The sequence below is a fragment of the Stieleria magnilauensis genome (assembly GCA_007753675.1).
Classification (GTDB): domain Bacteria; phylum Planctomycetota; class Planctomycetia; order Pirellulales; family Pirellulaceae; genus Stieleria; species Stieleria magnilauensis.
In genome coordinates, this window is the sequence record CP036432.1 from 9,408,957 (window position 1) to 9,431,253 (window position 22,297).

Below are 22,297 nucleotides of genomic sequence, written 5' to 3' on the forward strand. Positions count from 1 at the left end.
AGGAACAGGTGCCGTATGCAAGTAAAGCTGAGGGTCATGACGGGGAGCCACGAGGGGACGGAGATCCCGATCAGCGGTGATAAGTTCTTGATCGGCCGCAGTGAATCCTGCCAGCTGCGCCCCAAGAGTGATTCGATCAGCCGGAAACATTGCATTTTGGTCATCCGTGACGGCCGGTTGCTGATCCAGGATTTGAAAAGCCGCAACGGTACGTATGTCAATGAGAAACGCTTGCCGAGCGATCGCGCGAAGATCCTCTCCGCCGGCGACTCGCTCAAGATCGGCAAACTGCTCTTTGAAGTCGTCATCGAACACGGACTCAAGGGCGCCAAAAAACCACAAGTCGCCGACGTCGGTGAAGCGGCCGCACGAACGGTCCAAGACAGCGACAGCCGATTCGAAGAAGTCGACGTGACCGGCTGGCTGGACGAAGCCGATCAAATCGACCGTGTCCGCAAGCTTTCCGATCCCGACACACGCCAGTTCCGCATCGATGATCTCAAGCGAGCCGAACAGGAGGAGGACGACGATTCGTCTTCCAAGGATCCCTCCAGCGATAGCACAGAGCTTTCGGCCAACGACAGTTCGCTGTTGGAACGACTGCGCGAGCAGAAAAAAACCAAGAAAGGCAAACTGCCCGAAGGTCTCAAGAAGTCAATGACGGACAGCTCCAAGGCCGCCGCCGACGACGCACTGAAACGATTCTTCAGCGGACGTTAAACCTTGTCTCCACGCCAGAACCATCGGATGCGTGGCCGCCCCGAGCCCGCCGACCTGCAACCTTCGATCGACGGTTCCGGCGGTGCAACCCTCGAATCCAATGTCGCGCTGGCCCGCCGGATCATGGCCCAGGAAAGTGGCGCTTTTGCACTGCTGGTCGAACGCTATCACGATTTTGTCTTCCGCATCTGCTTCGCCATCCTGCGACATCGACAAGACGCCGAGGACGCGACACAAGATACCTTCAGTCGAGTCGCCAAGTACCTGGACCGCTGGGACCCCCGACGTCCGCTCGAGCCCTGGTTAGCCACCGTCGCCGGCAATCGCTCCCGCAGCCATCTCGCCCGCCGCAAAGTCTACGCGCCGCTGACTGACGCCGACGAACCGGAATCGCTGGCCACCGGCCACAACCACGCCGCCGATGCGATGCGTGAAGAAATCTCGTTGGCCCTCGGAAATCTTCCCGACAGGCAACGCATCGCGTTTGAATACTTCCATGAGCAATCGATGTCCTACGTCGAAATCGCTCGACAGATGCGATGCCCGATCGGCACCGTGAAGACGCTGGTGCATCGCGCACGGCTCTCCCTGATCGAACAACTCAGGCAACGAGACGTCGTGCCGGGCAACACGGTTGGCACTGCGCCGCAGCACAAAGGGGCTTTGAAATGAGATGCGACCAGTTTCACGATCGGTTGGATCAGCTCTTGGACGCGCGACAGGATGTCGGCCAAGACGCCTTGCTGTGCGACCATGCCGACCAATGCCAGACCTGTCGCGACAGCCTGCAGATCTGGTGCACGATCGATGCCTTCGTTTCGGCGGAAGCCCCCCTTTCGCCTGCTGACACTGAACCGAGGATGCCCAGTCGCCGCGGCGTCCCCATGGCCACGACCGGGAGATGGGCGACCGGGGCATGGGCGACCGCCGCTGTCATCCTGGTGTGCGTGGCGATTGCCAGTCGCCGGCTGTCCACCGATCCCTCCACCGGCACCCCCGAATCGCTCGCGGTCGCATCGCTGATCACCGACGGAACTTTCGCTTCTCAAATCCCACCCTCCCCCGGCGCCGCTGAGCGTGCCCAAGCGACCTCACTCAACGAACCCTCGCGACCACCGACCGCGGCGATCAGCTTGTCGACCAGTCAGTGGTGGAGTGTGGTCTCGGACGAACCCTGGGTGCACCACACCCTTCCAGCCGTTAACTCCGTTCGAATCGGAGTCGCACCGATTGGTCGTTCGATGAAACAGGCGATTGCCATTCTGATGATCCAGTCCGGCTCGACTACGATCGATGCACCCAACTTGACGCCGACCATCCAACCGAAACCCTTCCAGGAACAGACCTCTACCCTCGATTCTGCGATCGGTTTCGCGTCGGTGGTATAGTGGGGGGTAGCGAGGTCGAGGGAGTCGGTGACTGAATGAACGGGAAGTCAGCAACAACTTTCGTTATCAAAGGTGAGCGAAACGCTTGTTGGCTTGTCGATAGAATCGGATCACACATGGGATTAGCCGTATCGCGCTAGCGTACGGGCCTCAAGGGCGAAGAACACGCACCGAGGCCCGTAGGCTCGCGCCAAACGGCTGATTCAATCGACAACCGTTGACGCGTTCCGCTACCTCGTTCATTCAACGCCCCGCGCGTCGCAACCATGACATGATGCACAGCGTCTTCAACGACTTTTTGGTGGATTAACAGGGCAATCGAATGATGATGCGACTGCGACGATTCCGACTCTCCTCGCTCGCCGCCGCCGTGATCGCGGTCGTGGCGCTAGGCTCGTTTGCCAACGCCGATCAACGGATCGTGCTCAAAAGCGGAATCGCGCTGGAAGGCTTGTTCGCCGAAATCGCGTCGCTAAACCAAGATCCGTTTCAAGCCGGCGGACGGGGACAACCCAAGTCACGGCCCATTCTGTTAGTGGATGACGGTCTGCGCCGCGTCTACATCCACGAGCGCGGCATGGTTGCCGGTCCGCCGCAAGATGTCCGTGGCATCGAGCGAACCATCGAATTCAATCAAAAGTTGTCGCTTGGCGGCAGCGCGATCCAGGGCATCGGCGACATCCTGGGCGTCTCAGATTTCAACGAGTATGGACGTCGTACGGTCACGATCCGGGGACCGACGGGCGCGGCGATCGACATCGTTCAAGGCATCACGGAATTGAACTCGCGTTACGCAAAGGTCGAGGCGCTCGCATCGAGACCTGCATACGAATGGGACATGCGTGTCGCGACCAGTTCGATCATGTCCGATACCCTGCAACGGATCTTTCGCCAACGGATCGACCAAACCGACGTCAACGAACGCCTGACCGTGGTCCGCTTCTTCATCGAAGCCGAACGATTTCGCGCCGCCGAAGAAGAACTGACCCGGACGATTCGTGCTTTCCCAGAACTGAAGGACATGAAAACCCAGTTGATCGGCATCGTCAATCGACAAGCCAATCAATTGATCGACGAGGCCGCGCTACGGGCGAGCGTGGGACAAGAAAACTATGCCCGCACGGTCTATCAACGATTTCCGATGAACGCCGTCGGCAGGATCACGCGCGAGAAAGTCAAAATCGCGTCGGAGAAACTGGCCGAATCCGATCAACAAGTCAAAGACCTGGTCGAAGCGTTGCGCGCCGATTTGGCCAAGCTTCCCGAAGGCCAACGGGATTCCTTGCAAAAGGTGTTCGGCGAAATTGAAAACGGTCTCAGCTCGGCAACCCTGCCCCGCTTGAACGACTACTCGCGATTGCGAGACTCCGAAACCGTGACGTTGGAAGAACGTGTCGCCCTGGCGGTTGCCGGTTGGCTGATGGGTCCCGGCTCGGGTGAACAGAACTTGGTCGTCGCATCGTCCTTGGTCCAAGTCCGTGACCTGGTCGCCGAGTACCTGGGACCGGCGGATCTGGCGCGGCGGCCACAGATTCTCGAGGAACTGCGAGGCATCGAAGGTTCCCAGATCGAGTACGTCGCGCGATTGCTGCCGCAACTGCTGCCGGTCAAGGAGTGGCCGGATGGATCAGAGGATCCGACGATCCCCGGGATGTTCCGTGTCGGAAACATTGCCGGTGCGGAACAAGAGCAGGATTCGCTGATCGACGAACCCGCATACTTGGTTCAACTGCCGCCGGAGTACGATCCGCATCGCGAGTACCCGTGTCTGGTCGTGCTGGCTCCTCCGGGATCGCCACCGGAATCGGAGCTGGCCTGGTGGGCGGGTGATTTCGATGCCTCCCAAGGCACGCGGATCGGACATGCGACGCGCAACGGCTACATCGTCGTCGCGCCGCAATGGGGACGGGCGACACAGCGAAGTTACGAGTACACGCCGCGTGAGCACCATGCCGTGCTGTCATCGCTTCGGCATGCGATGCGTCGCGCGTCGATCGATGCCGATCGCGTCTTCCTGGCCGGACACGGCGACGGCGCGACGGCCGCTTGGGACATCGCACTCGCTCATCCCGACCATTGGGCGGGCATGATCAGCATCAACGGAGAACCGTCCAAGACGATTCAGCACTACTTTCCCAACGCGGAATACATCCCGCTGTACTTTGTGATGGGTGAAGCCTCCGGTCCCAAGCCGCCGCTGATCCGCATGGGCGGGGTCTTGGATGACTACATGAATGTGCGAAACGACGCGACCGTGGTGATGTACCGGGGTCGAGGCCGCGAGGATTTTTACGAAGAAATCCCCAAGCTGTTTGAATGGTTGAACGTCGCCACGCACGTGCGGAAGCCGATGCCGGAGAAAATCAATACCGTCACGATGCGCAAGGGCGACCAGTACTTTTGGTGGTTGGAGTTGGGGCCATTGAAACCGCTGGTGGAAATCAACCCGGTGCTGTGGGAGCAGGCCGAACGGAAGCGATCCGGGAAAATCGACGCGTCGGTGGGCGGCGGAAACCAAATCCGCGTCGACGGCCCGTCCGACTCCTTCATGTTGTGTCTTCGCCCCGATATGGGGGTGGATCTGAACGAGCAGATCGTGATTCGGCGAGACCGCGACCGGGTGCCCGACTACTACCGATTTGGTGGTGAACTGGAGATGCTGCTCGAGGACACCCGGCGACGAGCCGACCGCAAACGCCCCTTTTGGGCCAGGATTCGAGTGCCCATGAATGACTGACCTAGGGCTTCAATTTGCACCCTGCCGGCATCCTGACGGCGAGACGGGTCACGCGGAGCTAAAAAAACTGGACGATCCTATTCCCGCCACCGACAATATGGCACTAAATCTGTCGAATGGCGCCGGAGAAAAAAAGGTCCAAGTTTGGCAGCGAACCGTTCCTGGGTTGTTGGGCTCCCATTAGTTGGGCGTTGAATTCCCAAGCTGCAATCGAAACGCTTGCCGACGCCACATTCCCACCGTCCCTTCAGTCTGCCCCTTCGATCGGCCCACCTAGCGGCCTGTGCGGCGAACTGATTTCCCCATCCTGTGATTTGCATTTTGTCCAAACCGGCTGAATTCGAATTTCTTGCCCCACCCGTCGGCGACGCGGACGTGGTGGATGATGTTGTCACCCTGGGACCGGCCGATTTTCAGCGGATCGGTATCCAGCCGACCGAAACTCGACTTGCAGTGATCCGTCACGCGGCCAGCCGCGCCGCCAAATCGTTGGCCAGGCGACAGCTGAGCGCCCCGAACCCGATGACCGAACAACAACTCTCGCGAATCGCCGTTTCGACGTATCGGCTGTTGGATCCGCGGCAGCGAATGGATCGTCACTCCCGCGCCCATGTGGGCCGCATCCGTCCCGCCGCCCTGTATCGGGCCGGGCGAGCGGAATTCGCTGATGGTCAGATCCTGATCCAATCCTGCGAAGCGTCTGAGTCGTCGACCGCGACCCATCACATCGACGAAGTGTGTCAGGGGCGAGCGTTTGCAACGGACGTGACGACGTTCCAAAACGTCCGGCCGACGACGGCAAAGCCAGCAATGACGCTGCGACGTCTTGCCACGCGCCCCAGCCTGATCCTGACGATGATCGTCACCCTGCTGTTGACGGCCGGGGCGGTGTGGAATTGGGGACACAATCGAAACGCCGGGCCAGAGCGATCGCTGCCAGCGGCGAACCGTCGCTGAGCGGATCCGCGCCCGGATTCTGTCCCTCGCTTTGCAGGCGTCTACAATCAGACACGAGTGAGGCTCGTTTCTTAACTACTACGGATGATTGTGAATGAACGTCGCGACGGCAGCACCAACCGCAACGACTTTGAAAGAGTTGATCGACAGCGGATGGGAATCGAAATCGGTCAAGCGCGAGATCCGCGATAACTTCACGCGGATGCTGGCCAGCGGCGAAGAATTGTTCCCCGGAATCGTCGGCTATGACGACACCGTGATCCCGGAAATCAATTTGGCCCTGTTGGCCGGACACGACATGCTGTTCCTGGGCGAAAAGGGACAGGCTAAAAGCCGCATCATGCGGATGCTGACCCGGTTCTTGGACGAGTGGATTCCCTTCATCGACCATCCCGAGTTGCCCGTTCATGAAGACCCGACCCACCCGGTCACGTCCCTCGGTCGAAAACTGGTCGAAACGCTTGATCCGGAAGACATCAAGATCGGCTGGTGGCATCGCGACCACCGGTATTCGGAACGATTGTCGCCGGGCACCAAGTTCGCAGACATCATCGGCGAAATCGACCCGGCGAAACTGACCGGCGGCGTCAGCATGAGCGCCGAAGAAGCCTTGTCGTTCGGGCTGATCCCGCGAATGCATCGCGGCATCTTTGCCATGAATGAATTGCCCGAACTGGACGACCTGGTCCAAGTCGGTTTGTTCAACATCCTCGAAGAACGGGATGTGCAAATCCGCGGATTTCCGATCCGATTTGATTTGGACATCATGATCCTGTTCTCCGCCAACCCGTCGACGTACAACCGCAGCGGCAAGGTGATTCCCCAATTGAAAGACCGCATCGGGACGATCGTGCAAACGCACTACCCGACCGAACGTGATCAGGGAATCGACATCCTGCGGCAAGAAATCGGCGAGGACCTGGATGGCGAGTATCCGGTCCAAGTGCCGTATTTCATGTTCCAATTGGTTGAAGAGATCACCGAGCAGGCGCGGCGGAGCAAGTTCATCGATCAAGCGTCCGGTGTGTCGGCACGCTTTTCACTGGCCAATTTCCGAATCATGGTCGCCTCGGCACGCCAACGCGGCATCCTGCACAACGAAAGACCGGCCGTTCCACGAATCAGCGACTTGGGACACCTGTACTCCAGCTCGCTCGGCAAGCTGGAACTGGATCTGATGGGCACCCACCAGATGAGTGAAAAACAGGTGCTTGATGCGGTCGTCGCCAAAGCCGTCCAAGTCATCTTTGGTGAATACGTCGAAAAGCACGGGCTGGGCGAGATCGCCGAAATTTTCCGCAGCGGCGTCCGCGTCGAAGTGGGTGACTTGCTGCCGAGCAGCCATTACGCCGAACGTTTGCAGAGTGTCCCGCCGGCCTGGAATTTGGCATTCGAGGTCAACGCCAGCGAAAGCGAGGCGGTTCGGGCCAGTTGCGTCGAGTTTGTGTTGGCGGGCCTGTATAGCATGGACCGTATCAGCCGAGCCCAACGTCACGGCAAAATCGAATACGAAGTTTAATCGCATGAACAAACGACTCGGCGGCATCATCCACGCGTACCAAAAGTACGATCCGGCTTCGTTTCCGCCACCGAGCGAGCCACCGCCGGACCTCGTGACGCCGGCCTTTGAACAGGCGCTGATGTATGGTGAGTTTCGCGAATTGAGCGAAGAAGAACTCGCCCGTGCGGTGCGTTTGGATCCCAGCCAAATCCAAGGTCTGGGCCCGAGTATCGACTTTCTCAAAGCGATGCTCGAAGAACGCAAACGAAAGATTCTTGAAACCTATGAAGCGCGGTCGGTCCAAAAGAAAGCTCGCAAAGCCTTTCACTCCGCGGCCAAGGACGTCCGGATTCCCAAAAAGCTGGCCGAAACCTACCGACAAGCGATCAACCGCGAACAACCCTACCTGCTCGAATCGCTCTGGTATCGCGCCGAAGACCATGGCGGATCGCTCTCGACGGACTTGTTGAAGGTCGCCGCGCGGATGGGCGACAAACACAACATCGAAGAACTCGCCAGCAAGTATGAGTTCACCGGCAACGAGTCGATGTCGGTTCCCAAAGCCTTGGAAATCAAAGAAGAACTCGAAAAGATCGACGAGCTGCTGAAACAACTCGAAGAGGCAGCCAAGTCGGCCCAGATCGGGCTGATCGACATGGACATGCTCAGCGAGTTCGCTCAACCGGGCGACATGGAACAGCTCGAAGAGATGCGGCGTCAGGTCGAGAACTTGATCCGCGAAGAAGCCGAGCGCCAGGGGCTGCAACGTGATTCGGCCGGCCAGTTTCGTCTGACGCCCCACGCCTACAAGATCTTCCAAGGTCGCCTGCTTGAACGGATCTTCAGCGAACTGGCCCCCTCGCGGTCCGGACGACACCATGGAAATGTCATCGGTGAAGGCGCGGTGGAATTGCAACAAACCAAGCCCTACGAGTTCGGCGATTCGGTCGCCAACATGGACATCCCGCAAACGGTCATCAATGCCCTGCTCCGCCAAGGCGACGAGCGACCGCTGCGGCTGCGCGGCGATGACATCGAAATCCACAAGACACGCAATCACCCCAAGTGTGCCACGTGTGTGATCATGGACATGAGCGGTTCGATGCGCTACGACGGCCAGTACATGAACGTCAAACGCATGGCGCTCGCGCTGCAAGGGTTGATCCAATCGGAGTACCCCGGTGATTTCTTGCGATTCATCGAGATGTACACGTTCGCCAAACTCCGCGCCCCCGGCGAAATCATCAACCTGATGCCCAAACCGGTCACCATTCACGATCCCTGGGTGCGGCTCAAAGCAGACCTCAGTGACCAAAACGTCAGCGAAGCACAAATCCACCCGCACTTCACCAACATCCAACGCTCGTTGCAACTGGCACGTCAAAATCTGGTCAATTGCGACACGCCCAACCGCCAAATCGTGTTGATCACCGATGGGTTACCCACAGCGCATTGCGAAGACGAATGGCTTTACATGCTGTACCCGCCGGATCCGCGCACCGAGCAAGCCACGATGCGTGAAGCCGCCTTGTGCGCCAAGGAAGGAATCACGATCAACATCTTTCTAGTGCCCAGTTGGTCGCAATCCGAAGAAGACATCCGGTTCGCCAACCGGATGGCACAGTCCACTTCCGGTCGCGTCTTCTTCACCAGCGGAAACAACCTCGATCGCTTCGTCCTCTGGGACTACGTTCAAAACAAACGCGAAATCATCGCCTGAAGTGGCGTAAGCTTCCAGCTTGCGATCATCCAAAGCATCAGTGACGGCCTGACCACTGAATCAACGGTTCGCGATTGCGATGGCTCATACGGATTCGGGTCGGTCATGGTCTGTTTTGGTTGCTAGCAAAGATTGGTGAACCGTGGTTTGACATTGCCGGTCGGTGGGAAAGTTTTGTATTGGAAGTTCTGAATTGCGCTAAAGCCGCAGAGCGAGACGTCGATCGGACGTCACTGAAGATGGCAACACCTTACGAATTGGACCTGCGAGGCACGGATGCACTCGGCGAGACACTTAAACGATAGCCAAATTACCTCCGCTGGTGCGTCGGTGGCTGCTGCCGCCCGCGTTGCCGTGATCGCAACGATCGGTTTGTCCATGTTAGGCTGCCGAAGCGGACGGCCGACGGGTTCCATGGTCCAGGTGACCGAGGATCCGGCGGCGGTCGTGACCCATCTGCCGGCACCGGAACAGCGATTGGCCACATCGACGACCGGCAAAGACCGGGGACTGGTCAAGGTGGATCGGGGAGCGACGACGAAAACAGAACTCGCCAGTGCGACGACCAGCAACGTAACGGAAAAACCAAGACCGTCGGCGTCCAAGCCGTCCTCCACCGCGACAACGGCTGGTGCGACGACCCGGATGAGTCTGTCGGATGCGTCCCGAACCGACCGCGCACCTGCTGGAGCCCCCGCCGAGCCGCCCAAGGGATCGATCGCCGCGGCGACCGCCACACCCAAGTCGCCGGCGCCCCAAGCTTCCTCCGACAAGACCGAAAACGCCGGCGCGACCAACGTCGACGTCTCACCGGCCGGACTCGTCTCGGCTTCCCTGACCGATCTAAGCGCGACGCAAAAAGCCAACAAGCCGAGCACGGAGGAACCGGTCGCCAAAGCCGCGCCGCCGGCTGCCACCGCCGAGACGACCACCGCGGCTGAAACAGTGGCGAATTCTTCGGCCACCCAACCGCCCCGTACGCGACGACAGGCCGTCAACCAAACCGATCTGCCCAACGACGTGACCGCAGCGATCAGGCAATCGCTTGCCCGACTTCCCGCCTTGCCCGATTCGCGGGTCGCGGCCGACGGCTTGGCCCCCGTGCGACTCGGCACCGGCATGGTCCAACTGGCCCAGCAAGACGCTCCGGCACCGCCCCCAGTCGCCGAACCAGCAGCTGCGCCCCACGTCGGCGACCTCGTTGCGAAAGCGGCGAAACCGGCAGCCACCGAACCGCAACCGGATACGCCTCGGTCGACCGAGACGACGCAGGCGGTTGCCGAAACCCAGCAAACCGAAACGACGCCGCCCACCGAGCCGATGCTAGTCGCTGAGGAGGACCCCAGCGTGGTCATGAATGCGAACCAGGTGCTGCCGGCGTCACATGCGAGTGACGATGGCGACGACAACCTGGCATTCGCCGGCCACCAAAAGACGCCGGAGATTGAATCGGTTCCGACGGCCGTTGCGATGCAACAGCTGAGCGAAGCGGAACTCTATCGCGCGCTGCTTGACCGATTGTCTCAGCCGAATAACGGTGAAAGCCCGACTCAACGCGAGCGACGTGAATTCGTCATGCGTCACCTGATGGTGCTCGCCGGAGAACCCGAAGCCGCGCTGGAGTCCATGCAAGGATTGAACCCGACTGAGCAACTGTATCTGGAGAATCAGTTGATGGGGTTATGGACGATGATTGATCCCGAAGGCCATCCGTCCTCCGGTCGGCGGATCACCGAAGCATTGCCGAAATTCCGCGAAGCGACGCGTCTAATGGCGACCGCTACGGATTCGTTGACGTTGAACAGTTTGGAGTTCTGTACTGAGATTGAATCCTACGGTCAGATCAAACCGTTCGAAGGCAATCGATTCGTCGCCGGCCAACAAGTGATTCTGTACTGCGAGATCGAAAACTTTGCCGCCGAAGATCTCACCGGTTACTTCCAGACGCAGTTGCAGGGAAGCTATGACATCTACAGCGCCAATAACACCAAGGTCATCAGCCAACTGTTACCGGTCGACCAACAGCAATCGCGTAATCGCCTGCGTGACTACTTCGTCGCCTATCAAATGAACCTGCCAAAAGGGTTGCCGCCGGGGACCTATCGATTGCAACTGACGATCGAAGACATCGTCGGAAAGAAATACGGCCAATCCAGCATTCCGTTCGAGATCCGTTAGGACGACGTGAACCGACAGGGTGCCGCGTAAAAACAGTCAGGCTTGAAGCACTCGTATTCCTTGCCAGCTAAATTTTCGGGTAGTGGACGAGGCGACGAGTCCTCTGCAGTCGGCATCTTGGCAAGGACTCGTCGCCTCGTCCACTACCGCCTACCCGAAACGCAAGGCAAGGACTCGTCGCCTCGTCCACTACCACCTACCCGAAACGCAAGGCAAGGACTCGTCGCCTCGTCCACTACCGCCTATCCGAAACGCAAGGCAAGGACTCGTCGCCTCGTCCACTACCGCCTGCACTAGCGTGCCGGCCGTTTGCTTTCACGGAATTGGTGAAACAGATCGACCAGCGCCCAGTCAAAACTCATGTGGTTGGCTTCGGCGTGGCGAAGGGCGGCGGCGTTGGTTTGGTCGGCCGTCTGCGGCGACGGTACTTCGACGCGAGTCAGGGCGCTGATCAGCGGCGAGACGACGACCAACAGCAACGACAACACGATCGTGACGCGTGCCGTTCGCAGCTGATTGCGTGCTCGTCCGGCCGAGTCCGAGGTGTGTTCAAGCAGTTGATCGCGATGTCGACGTCCGGGCAAGATCGACCCACCCAACGCGGCGATCTGGCGTTCGATCGCTGCATGATCGTCGCGGAGTGGACATCCTCGTTTGCCATCGTGATGCATCGTCATTGGCCTAGCTCCACGACCGAACGTGAGGAGACAGCCACACCAGCGGGTTGGGAATGCGACACGCGTGAAAGTTTTCCGGCCAGTTTTTCGAGCGCGTAGCGATAACGGCTGGCGGCCGTCGAAGGCGTGATCTGCAGGACTTCGGCGATCTCGGCGAACGTCAATTGTTCCCAGATTTTCAACACCACGACTTCGCTCTGCGTCGCAGGCAGACTTTCCATCGCCTCCCAAACCAATCGATTTTCGTCATCGCGTTCGACGACGTCCGACGTTCGACCGATCAAACGCTCCGCGATCGAACCGATTGCCGACCAACGGCTCCGCGAACGCAGGATCACCAGCGACTCATTGCGGACCATCCGGAGCAGGTAGTGCCAGGGTTGATCGGCGCCGACGAGTAGCTTGGGACGCGTCGCGACCTTCACCATCGTCGTGCTGACCGCGTCTTCGGCGTCGTGCTGACGCCGTGTGATCGACGCAGCAAACCGGACCAATCGATCCGCCGTCAGGTCATACAACTGGGCCATCGCGAGCGTCTGGGCAGACGATTCTCGCCCGACCGCGATCTCGCGGGCCGCTTGGCGAATTTGGGCGTTAAAAGGGGCATCGTTGGGCATGACACTGCCCATGATGCGCTTCGGCAGCGGATTTGTCTAATCAATTCCGATTTTTGACACTTTTCGCTGAATCCGACGAGTGGAACTGAATCTCCGCAATCAGTGTTAATTGCCCCGCCCATTAGCCCACTACAACAACGTATCGCCCAAGAACTTGGCCGTCTCGCTCTGGTAGAAATAGTTCAGATGGTGGACGGTTTGCGACTGGCCGAAATCCATCAGCCGCGAATCGGGAATCTTCACGTCCGCGGCCAAATCGATCATCGAGGGTGTATCGACGACCAGATCGTTGGCACCGTCAAACAACACGTCGGCCGCGGCGTCGACCAGCCGTTCTTTGCGAAACATCCGCCAGAATTTCCAGGCCGGATCGCTGGGCTGGAAATCCGATCCCACGGCGTAGTAGCGTTCGGTTTGTGTCGTCGGGGTTTCCAACAGGCGACTCAGTTCGGGATTGTTGCCGACCCGTGACATGCCGAACAAACCGGGGACCATCGCCATCGCCGCATCGGCCACCGGCGTTCGTGCGGCCAAACTGGTGATCGACGTGACCACGCGCAACAGCGCTTCGACGACCGAAAAGACGGGGATCGCCAGTGCGGTCAGACCGGACGTGACTTGCAAAGCCCTGGAAAACTGAGTCAACAAGTGAATCGTCTCACGAATATTCGGCGGTGCGGCGAGCCCCGTTCCCGCCAGCGGTGACCCGACAAAAATCGACTTGTCGCAGCGTCGGCCCGTCGGATCAAAGGTTTCACACCACCACCGCGAAACCAGACCCCCGCGGCTGTGACTGACCAAATGAATCTTGGCGTCACTCTCGCCGATCGCGCGCTGTAAATCGAACGCATTCAGGATCGGCCCCACCGAGAGCGTCGGGTGATCGAAGGTGAAGACATTGCCGCGGTATCGCTGAAACGCTTGTTCGAGAAACTCGCCGCCGTCTTCGTTCTCTTTCTCAAGCAGTCCGGCGATCATGTTGTCACTGTTGCTGAACGTCCCGTGGACGAACAACAACACGTCTCCCGAGGACGGAAAACTCGCCGGCTGCAATGTCTTGGTTTGAGAGTCCAAACGCCGCAGACCTCGATGCGGCGTCAATTTATCGTCGCGGCGACTGAGGAATTGCGTGATCTTGGACGGCGGTAAACGCTCGAATTCCAATTCCAACGTTTCAAACCCTTCGCGGGTCTTGATCGACGGCGCGCCACGAAAGCGTCCCAGATCGGGCGGCAGCGCGGTGACGTCTTCCCAGTCCATGATGCCGTCGTCGTCGACCAATTGCAGTCGCACCAGCGGCGGCAACGGGCCGGAGGGCGTGACCGAATGGGTGCGAATCCGAGTCCGATCGGGCCGCTGGACCAACGGCCGAACGTGGCTGCTGCCGGCGGTGGCCGAACGCGCGATTTCCAGAAACTTGCCGTCCATGATTTGACCTGTCAGCCGACGTGAGACTCGGAAAAGCGAAGGGGCAGTGGTGTCACACCGTCTTCGGCGCGGGCGCTGACCAAATCGATCATGGCCCGAAAGGCACGACTGCGTTTTTTGTAGAAGTGCTCGCGGCCCTCGTCAATCGCAGCTGCAAAGCCTTTTCCGCGCGTCAACGCCACCGTCTCGATCGGCACCAGTTCGCCCCGATCGACAAACCCTTTGATTTCGGCATAGGTCTTCGGCCCCGATACCCATCGCTGCGATGCATCGTCACGCGGCATCTCGCCGTCCGGCGTCCGCGCCGGCAAGTCTTCGGTGGCAACGTCCAAAAATCGTTGATGCGCATGAAAGTCCTTCCAATAGCCGACGAACACATGCCCGTGCAGCAAGAACAACACGGGATGGACTTCGATCCATTCCAAACACGACGCCATCACAATCGCCAAGTCGACACAGGTCCCGAATCCGCCGCCGATGGTCTCCCCAGGCGTTCGCAACCGCTGAGTGAAATCGGCATACGAAGGCGGCGGATTGATGTAACGCAGCTTGTTGCTTAGCAACAACGCCGCCCAGATGGAGCGCACCTGTCGGTCCACGCCATCCCAACAGGCCAGCCCGGATGCGAACCCGTCGTAGCTTTGATAGCCGTCAAAGCCTGCACCGACCTGGTCCTTCAAACATTGCAAATACCCCTGGGCCACGTCGATCGTTCGCGCGACCGCCGGATCTCGCGGTTGTACGAACGAAGGCAGCCAACCGATTTGAGAATCGTCCAAGGTCCATTGATCGATCGGCGCCAACCAAACCGAATGCGTGTGGCGATAGAGCACTTGATCGTGCCAGCGGAGATCGACGAACAAACTGGTCTGAATCCGTTCGTTGATCGCGCGAAACAGTTCCCCCGTCAACGGCAGCGTCACGCGGTCTGCCAAGTCATAGCGATAGGCGTCCATGTCCAAATTCAACCGCGACCGAAACGGATACGAGTCGACGCCGACATGCAATTGGACTTCCAATTCCAAATCATTGATCTGCGTGATCGCTTCCGGCTCGGAAGGGTTCGGATGAAGCCGCAGCGTCAGTTGTTCAAAGACGCTTTGGCCGTTGTGAAGCGAGGAATAGTTGATCTGATGGTTCGGCCGGACCGAAACCTGGACCAAGTCGCGAATGTGAACCCGCTGCGGATCCGCCGAACGAGACACGGCGGGCGGGCGCGTCGACGGTCGTAGGGTGGTCGCGCCGATGCCGAAACCGTTTTGTCCGATTTCACTCGTGGCATTGGAAACGAGCGAATCGGCCGACCACAACACGATGCTGCTGCCGCGAATCCGTGGCCGATAGGCGGCGATCGATTCCCATCCGCTGCAGAACGCGGCCAGCAGGTTCCACTGGGAATCGGCGTAAGCACGATAGAAATGCAGAAAAAAGATCTCCGCGACGGCTTCATCAAACGTGTGTTGAAACCCGATCGCGGAACGGGCGCCGGCGTGGATCGTCATCGGGGCCAATCGCGCCGCCGAGTCCCAGCAATGAAAACCGACCAGCAACGGATTGGGTGAACCCCGGTTGAGCAACCGCGCGATGACTTCGGCGCGATACTCCTTCGCCTCCGCCGATGGATCCGCCAAATAAAGCCCATCGCGGAGCCCCGACAGGTTGCCGCCGAGCCGTTCCCGACCGCTTCGATTGTCAAAGCCGGTCACGTGCACGATGTCCGGCGACACGGCTTCGATTTCCTCACCGAGTTGCCTCTCGGTCGGGTTTTCCAGCACCCCGGTCGTCTCGGCACTCAATGCCCGCAACCCGCCGGTGACCAATTGACGCTGGGCCGAAAAATTGAAGTGCCGCGCGAGCTCACCCGGCGCTGTTTCGATCACGACCAGGCGTTTGGGCGTCCGCTTGCGTTTGCGACGCCCCGTTTTCAAATGCCGCACGACCAAGATGTCTTGTTCGACACGATGCGGTTTGGTGGCCGCGGCCAACACATACTCCCAAGGTAAAATTCTGGCTTCCCAGAATTCATCCAAGGGAGAATCGGGAACGGAAACCTCCACGATGCCTTTCAATCGCCGCAGATGTTTGGCGGTCACCCCCAGACCGCGAAGATCACGCTGCAGCCGAAGTGTCTGTCGCTGACGGGCCGCCGGATCGTCGGCCCAACGATGCCGCTGGCGAACGACATAGTTCCAACGCATCGCGAACGCCTGCAGGGGCGGACCGCAGCGGATGCGACACACCTCGGAGTCACTCGTGCGCAAGACGACGTTGGACATCAGCTCTCCTGGTTCCGGACCGATCGTGCGTCACCGCGGCGGCGATCAATCTTGGAAAAACGGGTTCACCATGCTGCCATCGGCGGCCCGACGAACCGTTTTGGTTCGCGGTCGGGAGGCTGGCACCGGAGTGACCTTCGTCGGCTCGGCCGACGGCGTGACCGTGGATTCCGAAGTCCGCGTTTCGGTCACCGTCTGCTCCGGTTCAAAGTGGACTTGTTTGATTTCCGGAATCTCCATCTGATCCAGCGTTTCCATCTGGGTGTCGAGTTCCTGCATCTGGGCCTCCATCTCCGCCAGCATCTCCTCGACGTCGTGGACCTCGGCTTGGGCGCCTTTGTCAGGGTCCGGCACCATCGCCACCAAGGGGATCAGCACAAAGAAAAAGATCGCGACAAGTCCGATCACGTTCAGGATGCCATTGACGATCCAGATCCCGAAGGCGCGGAACAGCCCACAGTTTGCGACATGCGCAATCATGTAAAGGGTCACGAACCAAGTCAGTGGGATCGCGATCAGGACGCCGACCTGCCCGAGCAGGTCCTGGGCCGCCACAGCAAGGAAGGCATTGACGAAATACATCGCCACCAGCCACCCGAAGCAAGCGAAGAATCCCGGCGTCGCGTTACCGATCCAGTGGATCGAAAGTTTCAAAGAGCCGGCCGCCAACGCAAATGTTGTCAGCAAGACTCCCCCAATGATCGCGATGGTGATCGCTCCGAGCGCTAAGAATTGTTCCGGACTGATGGTTTCCATTGTTGCGATTGCTGACGAGTGAACACGGACGGATTTCGATGTGAGGTCGAAAACCGTAGCTCAGCAATGGCACGTCGGGGCGGACGTCACACCCGCCCCGGCGGAGGATGGCAAAAGAGGTTCAACAGGAAACCGGAAGAATCGTCAGGACCGGAATGACGCCGCGCGGACCATGCATCAGCGCGTTGGCGTTCAACCGAGCCGCTCGATCAACGCGAAACTCAATTCATCGATCTTGACCCGCGTCTGCTCGAGCGAATCTCGATCGCGGATGGTCACCGTCTTGTCACTGAGCGATTCGCCATCGACGGTGATGCAGAACGGGGTGCCCGCTTCATCCTGTCGTCGGTAACGTCTGCCGACGGCGCCTTTGTCGTCGTAGAACACGTTCATGTGCTGCTTGAGTTCGCCGTAGATTTCCTGAGCGACTTCGGGCATGCCGTCTTTCTTGACCAGCGGGAAAATCGCAGCCTTGATGGGGGCCAGTCGCGGGTGAAGTTTCATCACCGTGCGGGTCTGCATCTGCCCCTTGTCATCGGGCGCTTCATCTTCGGTGTAGGCTTCACAGAGAAACGCCAACACGCCGCGGTCGGCGCCGGCGGACGGTTCGACCACGTGCGGAATGAATTTTTCGTTGGTCGCTTCATCGCGATACGACAGGTCTTTGCCGCTGCCGCGATACTTGGGCTTGCCGTGTTCGTTCAATTCGACCTGCATCGGCTCACCCTCGGGTGAATTGGGATTCAGCTTGCCTTCCATGTGGCTTCGCAAGTCGAAATCGCCACGGTGTGCGATGCCTTCCAGTTCGCCGTATTCACCCGGCGGCAAAAACGGAAACGCGTATTCGATATCGGCCGTCCCGACGCTGTAGTGCGCCAGTTCCGCCGGCTCGTGCTCGCGCATGATCAACGAATCGCTCGACAGTCCCAGCTCGGTGTACCAGGCCATCCGGCGGTCGCGCCAATAGCGGTACCAAGCTTGCGACTGATCCGGCGGACAGAAAAACTCGATCTCCATCTGCTCAAACTCGCGCGATCGGAATGTGAAATTCCGCGGCGTGATCTCGTTGCGAAAACTCTTTCCGATCTGGCCGATGCCGAACGGCACTTTGACGCGTGAGGAATCCAGCACGTTCTTGAAATTGACGAAAATACCTTGAGCGGTCTCCGGCCGCAGGAACGTCGTGTCGTCCTCCCCGCCGAGCGCGCCCAGGGTCGTCTTGAACATCAAGTTGAACTCGCGCGGCTCGGTCAGCGTGCCGAGCGTTTTCGCATCGGGGGCCAGCACCGAATCGGTGTCGTCGAGTTTGTCCAACGTCAACGATTCATCGGAAATCGTCAGTTCGTCCGCGTTCTTGGCACGCAGCTTGAAAAACTTCATCGCGCGGCGACGGACCTCATCGAGTTCCTGTTCGACTTCGGCCAGCGTCGACACGAAAATCTTTTGGTCGCCCCGCTCGCACCAGCGTCCCCGCACCTGGTCGAATCGGTATCGCTTTTTCGATTCCCGACAATCGACCATGTGATCGTGGAACAGATCGTAGTGGCCGCTGCACTTCCAAACCTGGGGGTGCATGATGATCGTGCAATCCAAGCCGACCATTTCAAACGAAGCCGGGGCGCCCGGTGGCGTCACCAGATCGTTGTGGCCGCGGATCATGTCCTGCCACCACGCTTCCTTCAAATTGCGTTTCAGTTCCACCCCCAGCGGACCGTAGTCCCAAAACCCCTGGACGCCGCCATAAATTTCGCTGGATTGGAAGAGGAAGCCACGTCGCTTGCACAGCGACACGATTTTGTCCATCGATTTCATGGTCGGAAGGATCGAAACGTTGGTGGAAGGGGGGGGAAGGACTCGAATTGGGAGAATGTACGCGCAACGGGTCAGTTGCGGGAGGTCAGCTTCGTCCCGGTGCCCCGGTTTTGCTGGGGTCTGAGCCGAAAAAGGGTCAAAAAATGGAGGGTCGATCGATCCACGCGGCAGCGTCAGTCGATTCGTGCAGTTTCAACGCGACCAAATCAGTTCCACCGGTCGCGATCCCCGACTCAGCCAATCCCCATTTTTTGACCAGCCCATTTATCGACCACAGCCCATCCCTGGTTCTGTCTGCCCCGCTCCACCTGCGTGGCGTTTAGAAAGACGCGGAGAAGATCTTGTCGATTTCCGTGTCGGGGACTTCATCGTGAAGCATCGAGCCGAATCGCAGGAAATTCTGGTGCAGCTTGAAACAGCGCGTCAGATCGTGCTGGATATGGCTGGCACCTGAATCGCACAAATAACGATGCAAATAGTCGCGATAGTCGGGGTGAGCACAGCGTTCGATGATTTTCAGGGCGCGTTGTTTCGGTGCCAGCCCACGCAGGTCGGCCAACCCTTGCTCGGTGACAATCACTTGAACGGAGTGTTCGCTGTGGTCGATGTGGGTGCACATCGGGACGATCGCGGAAATGCTTCCGCCCTTGGCAACCGACGGACACATGAAGATTGACGTGTAGGCATTGCGGGTGAAATCGCCGCTGCCGCCGATTCCGTTCATGATCCGCTTGCCGCAGACATGGGTTGAATTGACGTGCGCAAAGATATCGACTTCCAACGCGGTGTTCATCGAAATGATCCCGAGTTGTCGCACCGCGGCGGGATTGTTGGAAATGTCCTGGGGACGGAGCACCAACCGCGAGGAGAAAAAGTCATGCTGCTCGTCAAGCTGTTGCATTTGTTGGGGCGAGAGGACTAACGCACAGGTACTGGCCCCTTTCAGGCGACCTTGCAACATCAATTCGAATGCCGAGGACTGCAGGACTTCGGTGTACATGGTGAAGTCGGGCAAGTCGGGATGCTCGCCGATGGCTTCCAACACCGCGTTGGCGACATTCCCCACCCCGCTTTGAATCGGCAGGAACTCGCGGGGGATCCGGCCGCAGGCGATTTCAGCTGCAAAAAACTCGGCGACGTGACGGGCGATGGCCTTGTTGACGTCATTGGCTTGGGTAAAGTCCGTCGCTTCGTCGGGCTCATTCGTTTCGACGATCCCAATCACTTTGTCCGGATCGACGCGTGCGTAGGGTTTGCCGATCCGCTGTAAGGGATGATCCAGATCGATGGCGGGTCGATAGGGAGGTGTCTTGGGGACCACGATATCGGACATCTCGGCGATCCGACGCGATTGCCCGCGATTCAATTCGATGACGACGTGTTCTGCCGAATGCAAGAACGCGGGGGAGGCACCGATGGAATTGGTCAGATAGACGCGTCCGTCCGCAGTGATCTCGGACGCTTCGATCACCGCAAAATCAATCTTTCCGAAAAAGCCGAACAGGGTGAACTGGGGAACGTCGGACAGGTGCATGTCCACGAAGTCCACGTCGCCTCGATTGATTTGATCGCGCAGCGTGCGCGAAGATTGATACGGCGCGCGCCAGCGGATCGCCTCGGCCTGGGCGAGTGCTTCGTCCAGACTGCGGCCGGTCGAAGCCCCCGTCAGCACTCGCAGCGCGTAAGGAAGCCCGGCGGCGTGGTCCTGCCGCGCGCGACGGGCCAGCGCCTGAGGCACGGCTTTGGCTGCGCCCGCCGGGGTGAAGCCACTGAATGCCACCATCGCCCCGTCGGGGATCAGACTGGCCACCTCGTCGGCGTCCAAGACGGGAAATCCTTCGTAGTCCACTGAAATAGCCCCCATCGCAGCATGGTGTCGGAAATCGGCTGACTCGAACGGATTCCAGGGATGCCTTCGATCTAGCCCAACAAATCACCCGCGCCGTTCTCATCTCGCGGCGCTCACGGTGCTTAAAAAGCTAGGCCACGGAGATTCAATCGATCGGCCGCCAGCGGGTTTCAATCCAATTGGGCGGCGCGAGGGTTCGGAATGTGCCGCCAAGAACCCGCGACCTGAGAGCAGAAAACGCCGACGTTCCCGATCGCCGACAGGGGGCCTCCGTCTCAGCCACCCTTTGTTTGACCAAACCATTTTTTGACCGACCGGTCGCGTTGCCGAATCCGGACGTCGGGGCCGGTGTGCTGAATCCGCCCACCTGCGGTCGCAACCTTGGCGACGTTTCAGACGTTGATCGGCAGAGCGTCCGGCAGGCGGACTAATACCGCGAGGTGGTCGGATAGGGCAGCGGGGTGGCGATCTGGCTGTTCGCGTTGGTGCGCGCGGCGTCCAAATTAGAATTGATTTGGCGGCTGAGCGCCGCGACGCGTTCGGCGATCATCGGTTGGGTGTTATTGAGCGCCAGGGCCCGCTGATAATTCTGCAGGGCTTGGGGCAGATCGCCATCGGTTTCCCGCAACCGCGCCAGTGCCAACCAGGCTCTGGAGTTGTTGGCATCCAACTGGACCGCGTCTTCGAGATATTTCAGTGCCGTCTGGGATTCGCCGGCCTCCTCGTACAACCGCGCCAATTCCACCCGCGGTTCCGATGCCATCGGATTACCGGACGCCCAGTTCTTGATCAACGCGAACGCGCGGTCGGGACGACCGGTGTCCATCAGCAACACGGCCAAGCCGCGATGGCACTCGATATGGTTGGGATCATGGTCCAGGCACTGGTTGTAAAGCGCCTCGGCATTGCGAAACAGCGATTCGTCATTCCGCTGGCTCGCCAAGCGATGTGTCGTGGCGGCCAGGTTGTAATAACCGTCAGGATTGGTCGGATCGTCCGCCACCACTTGCTGAAATTGCTGCAGCGCGGCGGTGTACTGTCCCTGCTGATGAAGCTGGGCGCCCAACACGTTTTTTCCGCTCGCGGTCCAGCTGCAACCGACCGATGTAAGGACTGGCAATAGCGCCAGCGGAAAAACCACAGCGCGCCAGCGGGTGAGAAATCGACATCCGCAGCAGGAACCACCGCCTTGATAGGTGGCTTTCTGTTCAGATAGAAGAGTCATTTAACTGCCATCCTGACATGTTACGACCGCACCTTCAGGGGGGATCAACTGAGACCCGTCGGAGGCGTCGCGGTCCAAAGAGCGTCGCATTGTGCAGGCAAACCCTATCAACACGCGCCGAAACCACGCAAGAGAGGAACTTTCGTGCCGTAAACCACGTCGAACGGGGCACGTGTTCGCTCGCAATGCCAATCTGCACGGATTAAGACGGTCGTAACAATCGTGGTAGACAGCCCAAACCCCGTGAAAAACGCCTTTTTCATTGCGGTTCCACACGACCTAATTACACTTCGTGCCAGGTACCGCCGCGCAACAGCGCAGATCCCCTAGCTTATCGATTTTGCAACTTTTGACCTAAGACGGGTCAACTCCGACAACCGACGTGTTGTTGCCGGACTCAACCCCACAAGTGCTGCCCCAACAGACTGACTGCCCGCAACCCGGGCATAATGACGA

16 protein-coding genes are annotated in these 22,297 nt (G+C 59.2%); 8 read left to right on the top strand and 8 right to left on the bottom strand.

Annotation, left to right across the window (positions count from 1 at the left end; all coding sequences use genetic code 11):
* Positions 1–15: 15 nt before the first annotated feature.
* From TBK1r_RS33845 to TBK1r_RS33880, 8 genes are all read left to right on the top strand, one after another.
* Complete coding sequence (locus TBK1r_RS33845) at positions 16–720, top strand: FHA domain-containing protein (protein ID WP_145220101.1); 705 nt, start codon at positions 16–18, stop codon at positions 718–720.
* 3 nt (positions 721–723) lie between these two features.
* Positions 724–1,392 (top strand): RNA polymerase sigma factor, encoded by a 669-nt coding sequence (locus tag TBK1r_RS33850; RefSeq protein ID WP_145220103.1) that lies wholly within the window; start codon positions 724–726, stop codon positions 1,390–1,392.
* Positions 1,389–2,108 carry a hypothetical protein gene (locus TBK1r_RS33855; protein WP_145220105.1) on the top strand — a complete coding sequence of 240 codons (720 nt, stop codon included), beginning with the start codon at positions 1,389–1,391 and terminating at the stop codon, positions 2,106–2,108. The genes TBK1r_RS33850 and TBK1r_RS33855 overlap by 4 nt, the downstream gene beginning before the upstream one ends.
* A gap of 322 nt (positions 2,109–2,430) precedes the next feature.
* A complete protein-coding gene (locus TBK1r_RS33860) occupies positions 2,431–4,845 on the top strand; it encodes a carboxylesterase family protein (RefSeq protein ID WP_419580663.1) in 2,415 nt (804 codons plus the stop codon).
* Positions 4,846–5,154: 309 nt separating this feature from the next.
* On the top strand, positions 5,155–5,802 hold the full coding sequence (locus TBK1r_RS33865; RefSeq protein WP_145220108.1) for a hypothetical protein: 648 nt from the start codon (positions 5,155–5,157) through the stop codon (positions 5,800–5,802).
* Between the two features lie 94 nt (positions 5,803–5,896).
* A complete protein-coding gene (locus TBK1r_RS33870) occupies positions 5,897–7,321 on the top strand; it encodes a P-loop NTPase family protein (RefSeq protein ID WP_145220110.1) in 1,425 nt (474 codons plus the stop codon).
* A 4-nt stretch (positions 7,322–7,325) separates the two neighbouring features.
* A complete protein-coding gene (locus TBK1r_RS33875; protein WP_145220112.1) occupies positions 7,326–9,023 on the top strand; it encodes a vWA domain-containing protein in 1,698 nt (565 codons plus the stop codon).
* Positions 9,024–9,401: 378 nt separating this feature from the next.
* Complete coding sequence (locus TBK1r_RS33880; protein WP_145220114.1) at positions 9,402–11,201, top strand: hypothetical protein; 1,800 nt, start codon at positions 9,402–9,404, stop codon at positions 11,199–11,201.
* Positions 11,202–11,494: 293 nt separating this feature from the next.
* On the opposite strand, the gene TBK1r_RS33885 is transcribed toward TBK1r_RS33880, so the two are convergent.
* From TBK1r_RS33885 to TBK1r_RS33920, 8 genes are all read right to left on the bottom strand, one after another.
* A complete protein-coding gene (locus TBK1r_RS33885; RefSeq protein WP_145220116.1) occupies positions 11,495–11,878 on the bottom strand; it encodes a hypothetical protein in 384 nt (127 codons plus the stop codon).
* Positions 11,875–12,495 carry an RNA polymerase sigma factor gene (locus tag TBK1r_RS33890; protein WP_145220118.1) on the bottom strand — a complete coding sequence of 207 codons (621 nt, stop codon included), beginning with the start codon at positions 12,493–12,495 and terminating at the stop codon, positions 11,875–11,877. The genes TBK1r_RS33885 and TBK1r_RS33890 overlap by 4 nt, the downstream gene beginning before the upstream one ends.
* A gap of 129 nt (positions 12,496–12,624) precedes the next feature.
* Positions 12,625–13,923: an esterase/lipase family protein gene (locus TBK1r_RS33895; RefSeq protein ID WP_145220120.1), complete on the bottom strand. Its 1,299-nt coding sequence runs from the start codon at positions 13,921–13,923 to the stop codon at positions 12,625–12,627.
* An 11-nt stretch (positions 13,924–13,934) separates the two neighbouring features.
* The gene (locus TBK1r_RS33900) at positions 13,935–16,199 is read right to left on the bottom strand and encodes a hypothetical protein (RefSeq protein ID WP_145220122.1); all 2,265 of its coding nucleotides are present in this window, start codon (positions 16,197–16,199) and stop codon (positions 13,935–13,937) included.
* Between the two features lie 45 nt (positions 16,200–16,244).
* Complete coding sequence (locus TBK1r_RS33905) at positions 16,245–16,955, bottom strand: hypothetical protein (protein WP_145220124.1); 711 nt, start codon at positions 16,953–16,955, stop codon at positions 16,245–16,247.
* Between the two features lie 192 nt (positions 16,956–17,147).
* Positions 17,148–18,758 (bottom strand): glycine--tRNA ligase, encoded by a 1,611-nt coding sequence (locus tag TBK1r_RS33910; RefSeq protein ID WP_145220127.1) that lies wholly within the window; start codon positions 18,756–18,758, stop codon positions 17,148–17,150.
* Positions 18,759–19,086: 328 nt separating this feature from the next.
* Positions 19,087–20,631, bottom strand: a complete 1,545-nt coding sequence (locus TBK1r_RS33915; RefSeq protein ID WP_145220129.1) for a succinate CoA transferase — start codon at positions 20,629–20,631, stop codon at positions 19,087–19,089.
* A 412-nt stretch (positions 20,632–21,043) separates the two neighbouring features.
* Positions 21,044–21,841, bottom strand: a complete 798-nt coding sequence (locus tag TBK1r_RS33920; RefSeq protein ID WP_145220132.1) for a tetratricopeptide repeat protein — start codon at positions 21,839–21,841, stop codon at positions 21,044–21,046.
* Positions 21,842–22,297: the final 456 nt, after the last annotated feature.

Excerpts from the sequence above, each read along its gene's own strand:
- TBK1r_RS33845 (WP_145220101.1), top strand. The coding sequence starts at position 16 with ATGCAAGTAAAGCTGAGGGTCATGACGGGGAGCCACGAGGGGACGGAG.
- TBK1r_RS33855 (WP_145220105.1), top strand. The coding sequence starts at position 1,389 with ATGAGATGCGACCAGTTTCACGATCGGTTGGATCAGCTCTTGGACGCG.
- TBK1r_RS33860 (WP_419580663.1), top strand. The coding sequence starts at position 2,431 with ATGATGATGCGACTGCGACGATTCCGACTCTCCTCGCTCGCCGCCGCC.
- TBK1r_RS33870 (WP_145220110.1), top strand. The coding sequence starts at position 5,897 with ATGAACGTCGCGACGGCAGCACCAACCGCAACGACTTTGAAAGAGTTG.
- TBK1r_RS33875 (WP_145220112.1), top strand. The coding sequence starts at position 7,326 with ATGAACAAACGACTCGGCGGCATCATCCACGCGTACCAAAAGTACGAT.
- TBK1r_RS33880 (WP_145220114.1), top strand. The coding sequence starts at position 9,402 with ATGTTAGGCTGCCGAAGCGGACGGCCGACGGGTTCCATGGTCCAGGTG.
- TBK1r_RS33885 (WP_145220116.1), bottom strand. The coding sequence starts at position 11,878 with ATGACGATGCATCACGATGGCAAACGAGGATGTCCACTCCGCGACGAT.
- TBK1r_RS33890 (WP_145220118.1), bottom strand. The coding sequence starts at position 12,495 with ATGCCCAACGATGCCCCTTTTAACGCCCAAATTCGCCAAGCGGCCCGC.
- TBK1r_RS33895 (WP_145220120.1), bottom strand. The coding sequence starts at position 13,923 with ATGGACGGCAAGTTTCTGGAAATCGCGCGTTCGGCCACCGCCGGCAGC.
- TBK1r_RS33900 (WP_145220122.1), bottom strand. The coding sequence starts at position 16,199 with ATGTCCAACGTCGTCTTGCGCACGAGTGACTCCGAGGTGTGTCGCATC.
- TBK1r_RS33905 (WP_145220124.1), bottom strand. The coding sequence starts at position 16,955 with ATGGAAACCATCAGTCCGGAACAATTCTTAGCGCTCGGAGCGATCACC.
- TBK1r_RS33910 (WP_145220127.1), bottom strand. The coding sequence starts at position 18,758 with ATGGACAAAATCGTGTCGCTGTGCAAGCGACGTGGCTTCCTCTTCCAA.
- TBK1r_RS33915 (WP_145220129.1), bottom strand. The coding sequence starts at position 20,631 with ATGGGGGCTATTTCAGTGGACTACGAAGGATTTCCCGTCTTGGACGCC.
- TBK1r_RS33920 (WP_145220132.1), bottom strand. The coding sequence starts at position 21,841 with ATGACTCTTCTATCTGAACAGAAAGCCACCTATCAAGGCGGTGGTTCC.